The organism is Pseudomonas sp. LB1P83 (assembly GCF_054897885.1).
Genome location: NZ_CM142709.1, coordinates 4,730,381 through 4,746,568, shown reverse-complemented (window position 1 = coordinate 4,746,568; position 16,188 = coordinate 4,730,381). Strand labels below are relative to the sequence as shown.

At 56.4% G+C, this 16,188-nt stretch carries 6 protein-coding genes; 5 read left to right on the top strand and 1 reads right to left on the bottom strand.

Annotated elements, in window-relative coordinates:
• Nucleotides 1-125: 125 nt before the first annotated feature.
• Complete coding sequence (locus ACYZTY_RS21765; protein WP_461955419.1) at nt 126-485, top strand: PilZ domain-containing protein; 360 nt, start codon at nt 126-128, stop codon at nt 483-485.
• Between the two features lie 141 nt (nt 486-626).
• Here the strand turns inward: ACYZTY_RS21765 and ACYZTY_RS21760 are convergent, their stop codons facing one another.
• Nucleotides 627-998, bottom strand: a complete 372-nt coding sequence (locus tag ACYZTY_RS21760) for a DUF6124 family protein (RefSeq protein WP_461955418.1) — start codon at nt 996-998, stop codon at nt 627-629.
• A gap of 458 nt (nt 999-1,456) precedes the next feature.
• On the opposite strand from ACYZTY_RS21760, the gene ACYZTY_RS21755 reads away from it, so the two are divergent.
• The 4 genes from ACYZTY_RS21755 to ACYZTY_RS21740 all read left to right on the top strand — a co-directional run bounded on the left by ACYZTY_RS21755 (nt 1,457) and on the right by ACYZTY_RS21740 (nt 16,144).
• A complete protein-coding gene (locus ACYZTY_RS21755) occupies nt 1,457-3,931 on the top strand; it encodes a hypothetical protein (protein ID WP_461955417.1) in 2,475 nt (824 codons plus the stop codon).
• A 150-nt stretch (nt 3,932-4,081) separates the two neighbouring features.
• Entirely contained in the window at nt 4,082-7,717 is a 3,636-nt protein-coding gene (locus ACYZTY_RS21750; protein ID WP_461955416.1) for a Tc toxin subunit A, read from the top strand.
• A 53-nt stretch (nt 7,718-7,770) separates the two neighbouring features.
• The gene (locus ACYZTY_RS21745; RefSeq protein ID WP_461955415.1) at nt 7,771-11,871 is read left to right on the top strand and encodes a Tc toxin subunit A-related protein; all 4,101 of its coding nucleotides are present in this window, start codon (nt 7,771-7,773) and stop codon (nt 11,869-11,871) included.
• Nucleotides 11,864-16,144: an Ig-like domain-containing protein gene (locus tag ACYZTY_RS21740; protein ID WP_461955414.1), complete on the top strand. Its 4,281-nt coding sequence runs from the start codon at nt 11,864-11,866 to the stop codon at nt 16,142-16,144. The genes ACYZTY_RS21745 and ACYZTY_RS21740 overlap by 8 nt, the downstream gene beginning before the upstream one ends.
• Nucleotides 16,145-16,188 lie beyond the last annotated feature (44 nt).

Sequence of the window (16,188 nt, the reverse complement as noted above, 5' to 3'; positions counted from 1 at the left end):
GCGGTTTCATGGACTGATGCACCGGGATCGGGGAGAGCGCGCCAGGCTTTTCTACAAGAGCAATAACAGGCACGTTCCGAAGCATTAGTGCGGCCCTGCTTAAGGGCCTTGCTGGGCCATTGCGCATGTTTACCGACCGCCGGATCGAGCGGCATCAACTGCCGTATTTTCTGAAAGTGTTCAACAGCGTCACCGACAAACCCATCGGCTTCCTGGGCAATGTGTCCGCCGACGGGCTGATGCTCATCAGCCAGTTGCCCATGATGGTGGGCGTCGACTTTGACCTGCGTTTGAAAATCCCCACCAGCGACGACTGCCAGCAGGTGATTGACCTGACGGCGTGTTGCCTGTGGTGCCATGAAGACGAAACTCCCCACCACTACGACGCCGGGTTCAGCCTGCAGCGGGCACCGCCGGAGTATGGGCAATTGGTGGAGGCGTTGACGCAGTACTTCAGTTTTCAGCCGTTGCCTGCGTCTGCCTGAACAGCAAAAGCATCGCGAGCAGGCTCACTCCCACATGGGTATCGGGTGTTCACAAATGTTGTGGTCACCGAAGATCCCCTGTGGGAGTGAGCCTGCTCGCGATGGCGTCAGCCCAGACAACAAAAAATGACAGGCTGAACGCTACGTCACCTTGATCGCCTTCTCGTTATCCAGCGACCGCTCCACCAGCATCAACCCCAACTCACTCATCCGATAAATCGCCATCGCCAGATGCCGCGGCTTGTCGTCCAGGCTGTCGGCCAGGTCGAGCAGCAACGTGCTGACCGTCGAAAAGGTTTCGTAGGTCTCGATGTTCAACGCTTCGGGATTGGCATCGGCGACAACGGTGAACATTTTCATGGCGCGGTCCTGGGAGGAGCGAAGGGATTCGACGTCGGGTTTGAGGTAATGGTCCAGCGCCTTGTCTGCGGCGGCGTGGAGCTTTCTTGAATCGAGGGTTGCGTAGGGGGAAACCGAGTCGGTTTCGGGGGGATTGGGTGTTGCTTTGAACATAATTTCGTACTCGATTGGGGCTGACACGACCTCGCGACTAAACGAGGGGGTGGCGGCTGTAAGCAGGTTAGTCGACCGGTGAGTACGAGAACCGGCGCGCTCGAGAGCGCCCTGCGAACAGCCACCATCAAGTGCGGGGATAGGGATTACCCGACTGGATGACGCTTATACACATCGTACAAAAACCGGGCGACTAAACCCGATCGCTGATTGGCAGCGACACGGATCAAGTTACGGGGCAAGTCCAAGGCGCACAAGCCGGCGGATTCTGGCGGATGTGTAGTCCGTTGCGCAAGGCGTTGTAGTCACTTGGCGAGGGCCTGAAGGAACAGGCTGACGCGCTATTTGACAGCTGTGCAGTTCGTCGGAACTGTCAGATTTTACAGGTAGTCAGAGCTCCTTTTTCGGGGCTTGATAACGCTTTCAGGAAGCTGTAACTCGAATAGGAGCACTAGACGATGTCAGACGAACCATTCCAGCCCGATACAATAGACCCAGTGATTATTACTTTTCCGGTGAATAATGGCCTCATGCTAAGTGATGACCTTTTTAAAGGTACAGGTTACAGCCGTTATAAGGTCTGGGTTTATCTTGCAGGTACATCTACTAAAGTGAGTGAAAGAGTAGAGATTGGAGCCGGTGTTTGGGAAGCTGCTCAAAGTCCGATAATGCGCAGTGGTAGATATAGCGTTGAGGCTGTTATATCTCAGCCAGAATCCCCTACCCATCGGTCACCCCCCGTATATTTTTCCTTACTGGGTTACCCGCAGTTTGTGGGCCCCGATATCCCACAAGAACAGACATTTATCCTCAAGGGAAACAATGGGCTTGTCGGTGCCAAAGTCGAAGTATACGAAGACTTGGGAAGCACTAAGGTCGCTGAGAGCGACGTGCTGACAGATTCGGACTGGAGCATTCCAGTTACCGTGAAGCCTGGGCGAATAGGGTTAGTTGCGTTGCAACTTATAGGAGGGACTAACTCAGGACGCGGCATTCCCCGTGTCTTCAACATCCGCCCTCCCGCATTAATCGCTATTACCGTCACCTATCCCACTGGAAACGCCGTAAAGTTTTCAGGCCGCGGCCATGCCGGCGCTTCTGTCGATATCAGGATTGTCAGTGGCCCAGGCGGAACGGCGCCGCCCTCTGCCACGGTGAAACCCAATGGCGAATGGGAAACGACGGCCCCGGATTGGGGTTTTGGTTCGCGCAACTGCAACGCGATTCAGAAAGTTTCCGACAACGCCAATGGCTGGATCGAATCGCAGCCATACCAGTTCACCGTCAACCGGCAACTGGAAGATCCGACCAATGTGCAGTACACGAAAGACTACCAGCCGACCTTCTCTGGCAATGGCAACACCGGCGCTACGGTCAGCATCGCTAACTCCGCTGGCTCTCCGGTCGCCCCCGATGCGCTTGTTGCCAATGGCCAATGGTCGAGCAAGGCTTCAGAAGTGTGGGGCCCGACGCTCAATCGAAAGGTTTATATCAAGCAATTCTTGAATGGTCAGCAGTCACCGAACTGGGTCGAGCTGAACGTCTGCATCCCACCTTTGGCGCCGGTTATCGACAAGGTGGACGTTGAGGGTTTATCAGTCAGCATTTCGGGCACTTGCTGGTCGAATGCCGAGGTTGAGATCACGTTAAGCGACAGCGGCAGGACATTCCCTGCCCAGGTGATGGGTACAAACTGGCGCTTTGGGCGCAAGGCCCCCTTTAAACCGGACATTCCCCATACCGTCATGGTGACCCAGACCGCGGCCGGGCAAACTTCACTGGCCGCATCCAAAACCTTCCAGATCGATTCGCCCATCCCCAAGCCGGTCATCACTTATCCCGCCGCCAACGCAGAGGTGGGCCGCGACATAACTGTCCAGGGGAATGACGGCCTGGAAGGGGCCACGATGCAACTGCACGATGTGCATTTCGGTGGGGAGCTGGGTGACCCCAAATTGCTGACTCGCAATGGTCCATGGGCGATCGACCTCATCGCACTCGAGATACGTCCGTACAACATCAAAGCTCAACAAACGCTCAACGGGCGAGAGTCGTTGCCCAGTGATCCGTGCACGTTTGAAGTCGTGTTACTGCCACCGTTCATCACGAAGCCGATGGAGAATGACGATCTGCCGCGAACCTCGACGCTGGAAGGCTGGGGCATCTCGGGCGGGCGGGTCGAAGTCTTGCAGCAGGGTGACCCCGAGCTTTTACTCACGAATATTGAGGTAGGCAACAACGGCCGCTGGAAAGCAGAGGTGACCTTGCCGGTGGGGGCTAAAACCCTCTGGGCCCGGCAAACTTTTGAAGGGAAGACGTCAAAAGACAGCCCGCTAGTGATCTACAACGTGGTGCCGCCAAAGCCGAGTATCGAAACCCCGGCAGAGGGCGAACAAATCGGTCGGCAGGCGGTGGTGTCAGGCTTCGGCGAGCCGGGGGACACGGTGGCTGTGATACTGATCAACGGGGAACGTACGGTGTTGGGGCAGAGTCCGGTGCTGGAAGATCGCACGTGGTCGGTGACGGTGGCATTCGATCAGCCCGGGGGGCGCTGCAGTCTGGTGGCCGTGGCCTCGTACGACGGGTTCGAATCCGCCGATTCCCTCGAACGATCGGTGGTGCTGGGTACGTACGTGCCCACTATCGAGTCGCCCGCAGCGGGACGTCGGGTCAGTCACCCGGTCGAGTTCAAAGGCCAGGGCAGGGAGGGGGGCGGCGAGGTTGTGAGCTGGTTTAACCCCGAGCTGAAATGGGCCGTGAATATTCCCGTCTCCGGGGGGTGGCAGGGCGTGGCCTCGCTGCCGCTGCCCTTGGGCGGCCAGTGGTGCCTGTTCAGTCAAACCATCACGGACAGCGAGGATGGAGCGACGGTTTCCGACTGGGGCCAGAGCAAACGCTTCGAAGTCGTGCCTGCCCCGTCAACGGAATCCTGACGCCGAATATCCGATAAACGGTCGTAAAAACTGTCAATTCTGACAGTAGACGAAGGCTGTGTCCTGGCGCCAAATCTCTTTCATCGAAAGCACAGCCTGACAGGTTTGTCAGGCTGTTGTGGGCTGCTATTGACCAAAGGAATCTGAACCATGGCTGACTCGCTCAACCTCCCCGCCTTGCAGCTGTTCGACGAGGTGATTGATTCGAAAACACGCGAACAATATTCCAGTTTGCGAACTTACCTCCTTGAGGGTGGATCAATCTTTCCTCTGGTTGAAAAGGGGTTTGATGGATTAGTCCAGGGTTATGGGGTCAACCCGCAGGACGCACAGCAGTTACTGCGACGGCTCAACAGCATGGCCACCTTTGTGCGCCGCCAGTTCATCGAGCACTCGCTGACGGGCGGTGAAAAGGCAGCAACAGGGCCATCGAGCGGATTATTGTCGTTTGTCATAGGGCCAAATTATGAGTCCTTGTTCGACACGCGATTTGACGCGCTTTGTCCACCGGAGGCCCTGGAGTCGATCGCGTCGCCGGTGGCTTATCTGATCGAACTGCTGAGGTGGATCAAGGACCGTATCGAATTTTTTGGCGTGGCCGCGGAAAAATACCCGCTACATGATCGCCGCGCAGACCTGAAAGCGTTGTCTGTGGATTTCAATGCGGTGCACAAGTCGGTGTCCTCGGTCGACATCATCGTTTCGGTGCTGGAAGCATTCATCACCAGACATGATCCGCAGACGCAGCTTGAAGATGCGTTGATTCAGGCGCGCTACCCGAACGGACTGCCTTATTACCAGCATTGGGTCACCGTGGATGCCATTGCGCTGCACCATGGTCTGTCGGTGGGTAATTTTGCGCACATCATTGACCTGAACTTCCCTTATTTTCTGCAACCGGAGGCCTGGGATGCCGATGCCGGACGCGCGCTGGCCCATGCATCGCGACTGGGACCTTATCAGCGCAAGCTGCTGACGGAGCCACCCGCGGTGTTTGCTGAGAGAGAAACTTTTTACGCCGCAAACTTTGGTACGGACAACCTTCAAAAGTATCAAAACCTGAATCAAGTGAAGTTCTTCGGTGTGCAGACAAAACTCGATACTTTCGGACTCGAGAAATTGCTATCAATAAGCATTTTCTGGCCTAAGCGCTCAGCCAATGTGACGTACGTCCCGGCGACGCCTACCGGCCCGGAAAGCGAGCGTTCCGGTTCGGTTTACGTCAATGCACATACAGCACCCGCTATCGAGATTACGAGTAGCGGAGACGGAGCGACTTTCCTGCATCGATTGTCAGAGGGTCCCGACAATGCTGCCGGGTTTGCCCGATATGACCGATTGAACCGCAAGTTGCGTCTGGACAACTGGCTGGAAATGCCAAGCGACCATGTTGATGCCTTGCTGACTGCGGCCATCAGGGCTGATGTGCGCGGCGGCGCGACTGGAGACGCGTGGTGGATAACGGACAACGTGGTGCATGCGCTGGGGCTCTTTCAATCGTTACGCGAGCGCTACGGCTGTACTGCGCAGGACTTCGCGGTGTTTATCGATGAGCTGTCGGTTTACGGTCGCGGGAACGCGCTCTCGCAATTCGACCAGGTCTTTAATAGCCAAGGCGATTATCGCCAGCCCTTGAAGCTCGATAACCTGGAGTTCCCGGTGCTGCCCGCAGAGGGGGCGACCGACTTGACGGTCAACCAACTGTGCAGCGGTCTGGATATTGATCTGCAAACCTACGCTTACCTGGCCTTGGCAATTGTTCAGGCACATAACCCCGCAGACAAAACAAAACTCAAACGCAGCGCGGCGGTCATTTCAAGTTTCTACCGCCTGGTGAAGCTGGCGCGAATGTTGGGCATCACGCCGGTGGAAGGCGTGTTGATGCTGACGTTGCTAGGCGAGGATAGCTGGGTAAAGGGGCTGGCTGGGCTTCCTCAAATCAACAACGCCTCAGGCGGCACGCCGGATGTACTGAACCTGATCTACGCCATGCATTCCTGCGTGGGCTGGTGCCGGGACCGTGATATCCCGGTGCTGTGGATGCTGCAGCAGGTGTCTGCACCTCGGCCCAGCGCTGCCTCGGAACTTGAACTGCAATTGTTTGCGCAGATCAGCAACCTGCTGCAGGCCGCGCTGTTGACCAACGCCGGGTTGTTGATGGCCGGGGTACCGCCGTTGCCGGCTGCCGACTGGCTCAATCTGCTGCAGGGCCTGGCCGATGCTGATGGTCTGGTGCTGACACCGGGCACGACAGAATCTGATTACCTGGCCCACGCTCGCGAAGTAATTGAAAAGGCGGTCAAGGACGGCTTGGGCGAAATTGATGCCACGTTGCGCGCGGCCATTGTTGAAAAAATGCTCGGCGTACTTTTGCAGGCCCGGGACGCTCAGGTGTCGGTGGTCAAGGAATGCCTGGCGGTCTATGCCGGTGTTGATGCAGAGCAAGCCATACGGGTACTCGACTGGGCCAATGCAACGATTTATCGGCTTCTACATCTGGTGGTCGAGCGGACTGGCACGGGATCTGAAGAATCGGCGCGTGGGCGCAACGAGCAGCCTGATCCCTTGCTCGCGTTGCTGGCCGACGTGCGCCGTCGCAGTGCGGTGGTGGTCAAACTGAATCTGAGTGCTGTCCTGTTACAGGACTACCTGGATTACGGTTATAGAGCCTGGATAGGCCAGCAAGACAAGTATGCGTTCTCGGTGACAACGCTCTACTACCTCACCGCGCTCACCCGGGCGTTCGAACTGAGCGAACTGCCGGCGCAGAAACTGCTCGACTATCTGCGCCAGGTCAACGCACTGCCGACCGTGGCCGGTGATGCGTTGGCCCTGGCCCAGCAGGCTTCGTCCATCAAGCTGGCCGAGTTTTTTGGCTGGAGCGTTCAGGAAGTGCGCGAGTGTGTCAGCCGTATTGATCCGGAACTCAAGGTTCTGAAAAACCTGAGACAGCTGGACCTGCTGATGCGCATCCGCGCGCTGTCGGCGCACAGCAATATGGATGCCCTGACGATTTTTCTGATCGGCAGATTGCCTGAATCCGTTGATACGGCCCCTGATAAGCAGGCGTATGCCGCTGCGGCCGAGCGCGCCCTGCTGAGCCTGTCCGAATCGCGCGAGCCCCCTGTTCAAACCTTCGGCGATCTGAAGCAACTCGTCGACATAGAATGCAGCATTGTTGGCAACAGCTCCGTGGTGGCCAATAAACCTGGCGAAAAAATCACTTTTCTGGTGACCCTCAAGGATGCGGCAGGAGCTCCATTGAAAGGGGTCAACGTTTACTGGCACGCGGCCCTGGGCACCATTGCCACAAAAGCAACCGAGGTGGATGGAACACTCAGCGCGGAGTTTATCCCGGGCAAAGTGATGGGCACGGAAACGCCGCGGTTCTGGCTGGACCTGTTCGACGCGGTGAATGCCCCCACCATCAACGTCATGGCCGACACCTTGACACTGACCTTTCCGCGACCACACATGTCCCCGGTACCGCGGGGCCCCGTGGCACCTGGTCACGAAGTCGAACTCTTCGCCACGTTGATGGACCAGTATGGAAACCTTGGAAAAAACCAACTCGTGCGGTGGTTTTTTGAATCCGAGGGAGGGAATAAGATGACGTCAGCCATTTTCCGGCCCGATCAGTCCTACACCGACCAGGATGGGCTCGCGCGAGTGTTTGTCTACAGCAAAACCGGCGGCAAATTCACCCCCAGAGTCCTGAGTGATGGCAGCGAAACAGCGGCCGATTTCGAGCCCATTACTTTCGAACGCGATGAGAACCCTGGATGAAGGTATCGCTTGCTGACGCGCGTCCCCCGGTTAAAAGCTAAGGAGAAAGGATCATGGAATCGATTATCGTTGGTCGGTTGTTGGAAAAACGTCGCACCGCGTTGGTGGAACACTGCATCGGCACTGTCAAAACAAGTGCAGAAGGGAAGTCTTACGCCTTCGTGAAAACACCGGAAGACCTGTCCGAACTGTTGCGCTGTGATCTGCTGGACAGCCACCCGGTGCAGAGCTCCTGGCTCGCTGACGCAATTAAATGTGCGCAGGAGTTCATACATGCCGCGTATCACAAACTGGAACCCGGTTACGCAGCGCACTCGTTCGGCAAACCGGACCTGGATACCTGGGAGCTCTACAGCAATTACCCGGACTGGGCGGCGCTGCAATACATCTCGTGCTACCCGGAAAACTACATCAACCCTTTTGTGCGCCAGCGCAAGACCAGCCTGTTCAAAGCCCTCGAAAACAACCTGAACCAGAGCAGTTTGAACACCGACTCCGTTCAAGCGGCGTTGCAGGATTATCTGCACACGTTCGAGAAGACCTGTGATCTGGACGTGCTCAGCGGCTTCATGGGCGGTTTCAAATGGGATGATTCACGCCCGCCAGTGCCCGCTCGAGCGGATTATTTCTTCATTGGCTGCACGCGGACTACGCCTCCCAATTACTTCTGGCGCAAGGCTGAAGTTGAACTCGGAGACGAGCAAACCGCCATCAATCCGGCAGCGTGGAGCGAATGGCAACCCGTGGATGTTCCTTCGGGTGCCAAGGTGTTGGACATTCGTCTGGTGTCCTGGAATGGACGGTTGTGCGTGGTGTGGGCCGATTGGCGCGACAAGCCCGTCGATCAACCCGTTGACTCGAATTTGCTCTACCGACTCGATATCAACCTGGCCTTCATGACGCAAAACGGTCAGTGGTCCCCACCACTGAACCTGCATGCTTCTGCGCACAAGGAAGACCTCTCCAAAGGCGCCCGGCTGATTGCGACTGTGTTGGTCAATGATAAATATCCCAAGGGTAATTTGGGGGTGCTGTTGACGAACGACAAGGCGGATGCGGATTCCCTCAAAGTCGTGGCGGTGCGGGATGTGCTGATGCGTCCCGTGGACGATGATGACGGCTACTGGCTGGATCAGATGGCGGTCCGATTTGCTACCCGCTTGACGGTGCAGCATACGGTGATCAGTCGACCGTCAGTCGTTGTGACTAACGACCCTGGCATGAACGATTTAATTAAATATCTGGATTTGCGCGTCGTTGTAATTCCTGTTGGTGACAACGATGTACTACTTGTTCAAGGTTTTTGCCCGCAAACGCCTTACCCCGGACACAGCATTGAATTCGAGTTGAAGTTAGTAAATCCGGCCAGCGACGACCCGGCACCGATAAAGAAAGCCTTTCCAACTGAGGGGGGCTGGAGTACTGAATGGCTGGTCTTTACACGAACAAAAGGTGGATGGACGGTTCCGGTTAGCTTTTCATTTGGTGAAACTACCCGTAAGTTCAAGCACTTTGCATTCACGATCTCCAACGTTTCGCACTTCACCCCACCAGCCCTGCTTAAAAACACCCTCGATGCAGCGCAGTTTCTCTCGCTCAACCAAGCGGAAATGGCACTGAAATACACGCGCCTGAACTCGCTGTTCGGCCCCGACCTCGTACAGCGTTCCAATATTTCCGTCGATGACGTACTGAATTGGGACACACAGTTCCTGTGGGAACCGGGCCCGACCGGTGTGTCGTTCAACGAACCGAACGGTGCATTCGACGGCGCCAACGGGTTGTATTTCTGGGAGCTTTTTTTTCACCTGTCGCACCTGCTGGCCACACGCTTGCGTGATGAAGGCCGTTTTGCGCAAGCACAGAACTGGTTGCGATACGTGTTTGACCCACAAGCCAAAGCGGAATCCAATGCGCCGAATCCAAAGCCGCTGTACTGGCGCTGCCGGCCATTGACGAACCCCGGTAACCCCGGCTCTGAAATCCTGAACCCGACCGATCCGGACGCCATCGGCTATGCAGCCCCTCGGCATTTTCAGATTTTGATGTTTACCGAGTACGTCAATAACCTGATGGCGTGGGGCGACTGGTATTACCGTCAACTGACCCGTGACAGCCTGGTAGCGGCCAAGCTCTGCTACGTCCAGGCCAAGTTTCTGATGGGCAAGGCGCCCTTGGTGCGCACTGTGAACAGTTGGCAAACGGCGACGGTTGAAGACCTTTTGAGGAGCAGCCGTTCACGCCCTGCGCTGGAGCAATTTGAACGCGAGCTCGATTTCAGCCTGGTGGATTTTCCTGCTGCCTGCGACAACCCACCCCTGTTGGGGCTATTAGCGAACGGACCTTTCAAACTGCCGATCAACCAGCTTCTGCTCGACCTGTTTAAACTCCCCGACGATCGCCTGTACAACCTGCGCAACAATTTAGACATCAACGGCAATCTGCTGGACATCCCTAACTTCAGCCCCATTTCCGACCCTAACCAATTGCTGCGCGATCTTGCGGGTGGTGGCGTTGCAGGGCCGAGACCGATGGGCGGGCGGCTGGTGGTGGGTGCATTTCGCTGGCGAGTTACATTCGAGGCGGCGTTGCGTGCCGTGCAGACCTTGCAGGATTACGGTAATCAAGTGCTGAACATGCTTGTACAACGGGATCGGGCGGAGCAGGAGGAATTGCAGCAAAACCATTTGGTGGAACTGGGCTCCTATGTCGAGATCGTGCAACGGCAGACCATCGACCAAATGGTATCGAGTATGTCGGCGCTATCAAGCAGTAGAGAGGTGGCGCAAGAGCGGGCGCAGGCGTATTCGAAACTCTATGAGGAAAACGTATCGAAGGTTGAATACGAGGTCATGGACAGCCTGCATCAGTCAAAAGTACTGGCGCTCACCTCTTCAGCGATTAAACCCGTTGGTGCAGTGATTGCCTCTTTGCCCAATATCTTTGGCATGGCGGCCGGTGGACATGAGCCGGCTAAAATTGTCGATGCAGTGTGCTACGGATTGGACATCGCCGCATCGGTGCTGCAAATCGATGCGGACAAACAAGCCACCACCGAAGCCTACCGCCGCCGCCGTGCCGATTGGGAATTGCAGCGCAATCAGGCCCAAGCAGAGGTTCGGGCGATCGACAGTCAGATCGACGCGCAGAACCATGCGGTACTGGCGGCCCGGACCAGCCTGGATCAGGCGCTTCGTGCCAACAGTCAGGCGTTGACGGTTTATACCTTTCTCAAAAAACGTGCGACCAATGCCGAACTGTTCGGCTGGATGCTGGGCCAACTCAAGGCGTTGCATTATCAGGCTTACGATGCGGTGGTCAGCCTGTGCCTCAGCGCGCAAGCCTCGCTCAGTGCCGAAACCGGCGATTACGACTCGCCGATTCCCTTGCCTCGAGTGTGGGAGGACAGTCGTCACGGCTTGGCGGCAGGTGAACACCTGCGTGGGCATTTGCTGCGTATGGAACGCGAATACCTGCAACGCCATGAGCGGCGGCTGGAGCTGATTAAAACCATCTCTTTGCGGCAGTTGTTTGAAGACACGGTCGATCCGCAGACTGGAATAGATAACTGGAAGTCTGCATTGGAGCAGTTGCTCAGCAGCGGATCGCTGGAATTCAAGCTCACCCAATTGCTCTTCGATCGCGATCATCCGGGGCATTACTGCCGGCAGATCGGTTCGGTCGAATTCGATCTGCCGATGCTGACCGGGCCTAACGAGAATGTGCAGGCCACGGTGCTTCAGATCAGCAGCATGATCGCGACCAAGGCAACCGCCCAATCCGTGAAGCACCTGCATAAACCGGCAGGCAGTGTGGCCCCGCGCGATGTGCAAATCAACCTGCGCAGCGGTCAGCGAATAGCCCTGTCGATGGGCATCGGCGACAACGGAATGGTCGCGATGAAACCCGATGACGGTTTGCTCAACCCTTTCGAAAACACCGGGGTGGTTTCTCGCTGGATATTGAATTTCCCCTGGGCAAGCAAAGAGCCGCAGCTGTCGATGCTGAGATCTCTGACCGACATCATCATGCGCATTCGTTACACGGCCAAAGTCGGCGAGCCGACCTTCACGCGCGCAGTGGAAGACATGGTGACCCTGGCCACAACTCCCCCACAAAACAAAAAGGACAAAGGTGCAGGCGACCATGCGTAAATCCATCATTCAGGCCAATGTCGATCTGGTTCTAAACGGAGATTTCAAAAGGGCGTTCAGCGGTTGGAAGAAGGGCTCAGTCAGTCAGGATTATTTAGGTATAGAGAGTGAGGAGTATCAGAGCATACTCACCCCGTTTCTGGCTGCGGGTAATGAGTCTTCGGTCAGTCAGGAGATAGAACTCCCCAAGAAATCCGACCCTGATGCGAAGTATGTTCTGAGCTTTCTGTGCGAGACACGACATACCAAAGCGGGTTTGCTGCGGATCAGCATCAATGGGACGGAGGAAAAGCAGGAGATCAGCCTTGCGCCAGGCAAGCAACGTAATCAGGAGGAAGGTCAGCCGCTGGCGTTTATCCCTGTCGAGTACACGGTAGAACTGCGCCTTCCGTTCAAAAGTCAGGATAGGGTGACCATCAGCGTATTCAGCCCCAAGAACGAGCCTTCGGACTATCTATCGAAGATCTGCATCACCCGAATCAATCTCGCCCTGCATCTGGCGCCGGCAGAGATGCAAGCACGGTGGTTTGACGACATGCCCGTCCCAACGGACGGGACTTTGCACCTGTGCGTGGGCGCACTCCATACGTTGATGTTCGAGCTTGCGCCCGACAACGTGTGGAAGGACACCCACGCTGCGCTGATCAGCGAAAACAACCCGGATGGCGCGGTAGTCGCGAAGCCACTCTGGGGCGAGAATCAGTCGATTGCGGATAAATGGGAGATCAATTGCCCATGGATGGAAGTTGACGAACCCCGCCTTCTTTCACTGAGTCTGCACAACCAGTACACCGCTGACCCTTACCTGATGAACGTGTCGCTCGGACACCATCGATTGGCGTTCCGTGAAGTGCTAGAGGCGGCTTATTACCCGGTGCTTGAATTCAGCCAGGGTGTACGGCTGGGGGTCCAGGTGATTTCGCATTACACCTCGCTGCCTGTCAGCGGGAGGCCGGTGACCTGGACGCTTGGCGGTCAACAGGTAATGGGCGTAACCGATACTAGTGACGAAGGCTGGGCGTACTTTGATTTTGAGCCGACGCAGGCGGGTGAAGTCGGCATCGAAGCATCGGTCGAGAGCTTGTATTTTGCCACTGGCGTCGTCACCCACACGTTTGCAGTCTTGGTGCTGGCCACGGATCCGTGGAAGGATTTATTGGCAGTCGTCGAGGGAGTTGCGACGCGTTGGGAAGAAAAAAAGGGCTACCCCAATCGGGGTTCTGGTTATCGCGTCATCGTCAAACTGCCTGCCACGTTGGTGGGTACCGAATTTGCGTTGCACTGGAGTGGTGACGCCCATGAACAACTGGGCGTTGTCGTCAGCCCGGCGCTTGAGAGTTCAGTGCCGGGCACGGGCGGCGAGCTTGTCTGGACGCTGACGAGCGAGGATCGCTTGGACGGCCGGTTCGAGCTGTCGCTGGTCTGCTCGAAATTGCTGCTGCCTTCGCCGAAAAAAACCATGTCGTTGGCGCGTAACGTCGTCAAGGTCGGCGACGTGCGTGAGGCGAACAAGTTTCCAGAGGTGGACGAGCAAGAAAGTGTGTTGTTGCGGGTTCAGGTCGTGCACGAGGTTAACGGCGGGACGGGTGATCCGGTCATCGGTGCACTGGTTGACTGGAAGGTTAACGGGGTAACGAGCTCGACCCGTTCGGGAACCGGTGGCTGGGCCAGTTTTCTGTTTACGCCAATACACCCCATCAGTTATGTCGTAACTGCCAGCATCCGCGCCCATCTGGAAGCCGTTGCAGTTGAGCGGGAATTCAATGTGCAGGCGATGGCGAACAACCCCTGGAGGCGCGAAGTCAAGATCCTGCTTGATGAGAAGGAAGTCGAGCGGGTTGAGCTTGGCGTGCTCTGTCGGCGTGGCCAGACCCATACGTTGAAGGTCGTGCCAGTCTCCGGCAGTCCATGGATCGACAAAAACATCAGTTTGCATTGGCGAGGTGTCGCGCCGGATATCGGACTGGTGCCCACTGACCTTGGTACGCCCAAACCTCTAGTGGCAACAGGTGTGGAATGGAAGCTCGTTTCAGAGGCAAATGCCAGCATCAGTAGCCTGTTTGATCTGGAGCTGCGTCTTGAGGGGCACTCCATTGTTCGAGAAATCTTTGGGCGATTAGTGTCTGTGGATCTGAAAGAAGAAATGAGGGTGGTACTCGATCAGATACCCGCAGCACTCGATGGCCAGACACTTCATCCCTGCCTGGGTGCATCTCACCGTTTTAACGTATTGCCCAATGCGCTGAGCCCGCTGGTGGGATTGGTGGCATCGCTGACATGGTCGGGAACACCTGCCGATCAACTGGGCGCAACCATCAGGCCCGAGTCCGGTGTCTTGCAGCCCCTCAGTGACGGCAATACGGTCTGGGAACTGGACTTTGAAGCCAGCCGGGAACCGGGGCAGTTTGCCCTGACGTTGGCACTGCCTCAGCTGAGTTTTGTCGCCGCCGCGACCCCGATGTTGCTGGCGCATAACAAAGTCAGGATTGAGAAGTGGTATGAGCCAGCGGTGGATCCGGTTGTCGGGCAAGAGCCCACCAGTCTTTGGGTTCAGGTGTTCTCTCATTTCACCGGGAAAGCTGTAGGTGAGGTGCCGGTGAAGTGGAAGGACGCAAGCGTGGTGTCAACGGATGAGGAGGGCTGGTCCGGGTTTGATTTTTCGCCAGTTGATGCCGATCAGGAGCATCAGGTGAAGGCTGTGGTGGAGAGCCCTTACGACGGTTATCGAGAGCAATGTCTCATGACAGTCCGTGCGCTGGCGAGCGATCCGTGGGCGGGATTGAGGGTCAGTTTTGACAAACAAGCGTTTCAGCCCTGGGGCCAAAAAACCTGTTTTCCGCGTCGCAACGGTGAACACTCGATCGATTTGGAAGCGGCAGAAAACAGTTCATTGTTTGGTCGTGTCTTGACGCTGGGAATGACCGGAACCGGACCTGCTGCACTGGGTATCAGCTTTTTGTCAGAAGGGCTCGGGGTGCCTCGACCGTTTTACGACCTGGGATTGCAGTACCTGTTCAGGGTGGGAGATCTGAAGGACGGTAGTTTTGCATTTCGCCTGTCGTCCGAGCGGCTGGCGAGCCTGTCGCCGGCGAACGCGATGTCCGTTGGGGAGGGCTCGCAGGTGCTGAAAATCAGCACCAACAGCAGCGCTTTCCAGACACTGGACTGGGGGCAAGCGTTTGTCGGAACGGTCACAGTAGTGTCGGTTATCAGTGGCAGGCCGATGGTGGGTTGGACGGTGACTTGGCGTAGCCCGGATCTTGGGGTTGTGACCTCACGGACCAATTATTACGGTGTGGCAACAATTAGTTTTATCCCCACCACGCCCGGAGCGGCCGAGCTGACCGCGACGGTGGGGGATGAGCTGAACTCGGAGTCGATAGCCCTGATCTACACGCTCAATGAGCCGCGGACAATCGTTGAACTCATCGAGGTGAACGACAGCGTATTGGTGAATGATCGGGCGATGGAAACTCGCGTGCGGGCGAAGGTGCTTTCCAGTCGTACGGGGTTGCCACTGGAAAATGTCGAAGTCATGTGGGAGTACGATAATCAAACCTTGCCGTCTTCGTTTACCGGTGCGGACGGGTTTGCCTACCTGAGTTTTGGCCATGATGTCCAGAATATGGCTGTGTTGTGGGCGACAGTGAAAGGCGGTGCGAGTGGCTGGGATTCGGTTCCGCTTGTGTATAAACAAGAAGCAGTGATCCGGTCACTCACCTGTGACAGACCCAACACCTATCCCGGGCATGAAGTGAACGCTCGAGTCACGGTGATTGGTGCTCTCACAGGCAGGCCTTTGAAAGGCATCACGATCAGGTGGAGTTTTGCGGGGGCGTCCTTGCCTGACTCGGTTTCCGATGATGCGGGCGTCGCCTCGGTAACGTTCGAGACACTTGGCGTTGGTGAATATCAACTGGTGGCGTCTTTGGATTCAACTGTGCCAGGTTCGAAGACGCAGGTGATAACGGTCAATCCTTTGGTGGATTCGATGTTGTTGGGGATCTATGCCTTCCCCGCCGTTATCCGGGCAGGACAGTCTTCGATTATTTCGGTACAGGTCAAGAGTTTGGCATTCTTGAAGCCGCAGGCAGGGCGCAGGGTCCAGTGGAAAGTTAATGGTCATCCTTTGGCGTCGACGTATAGCAATGATGGGGGCTGGACTTCGTTTGAATATCGTGGCAACGAGCCCGGTGATATACGTTTTGATAGTTCCGTAAAAAATCAGGTCGGTAGTGCAAATACGTCCATTGTCCTGAAAGTCCTTGAATAGCCATAGGAGGGCATCGGGTGAACGGTTGGGGTGGCAGGCATGTC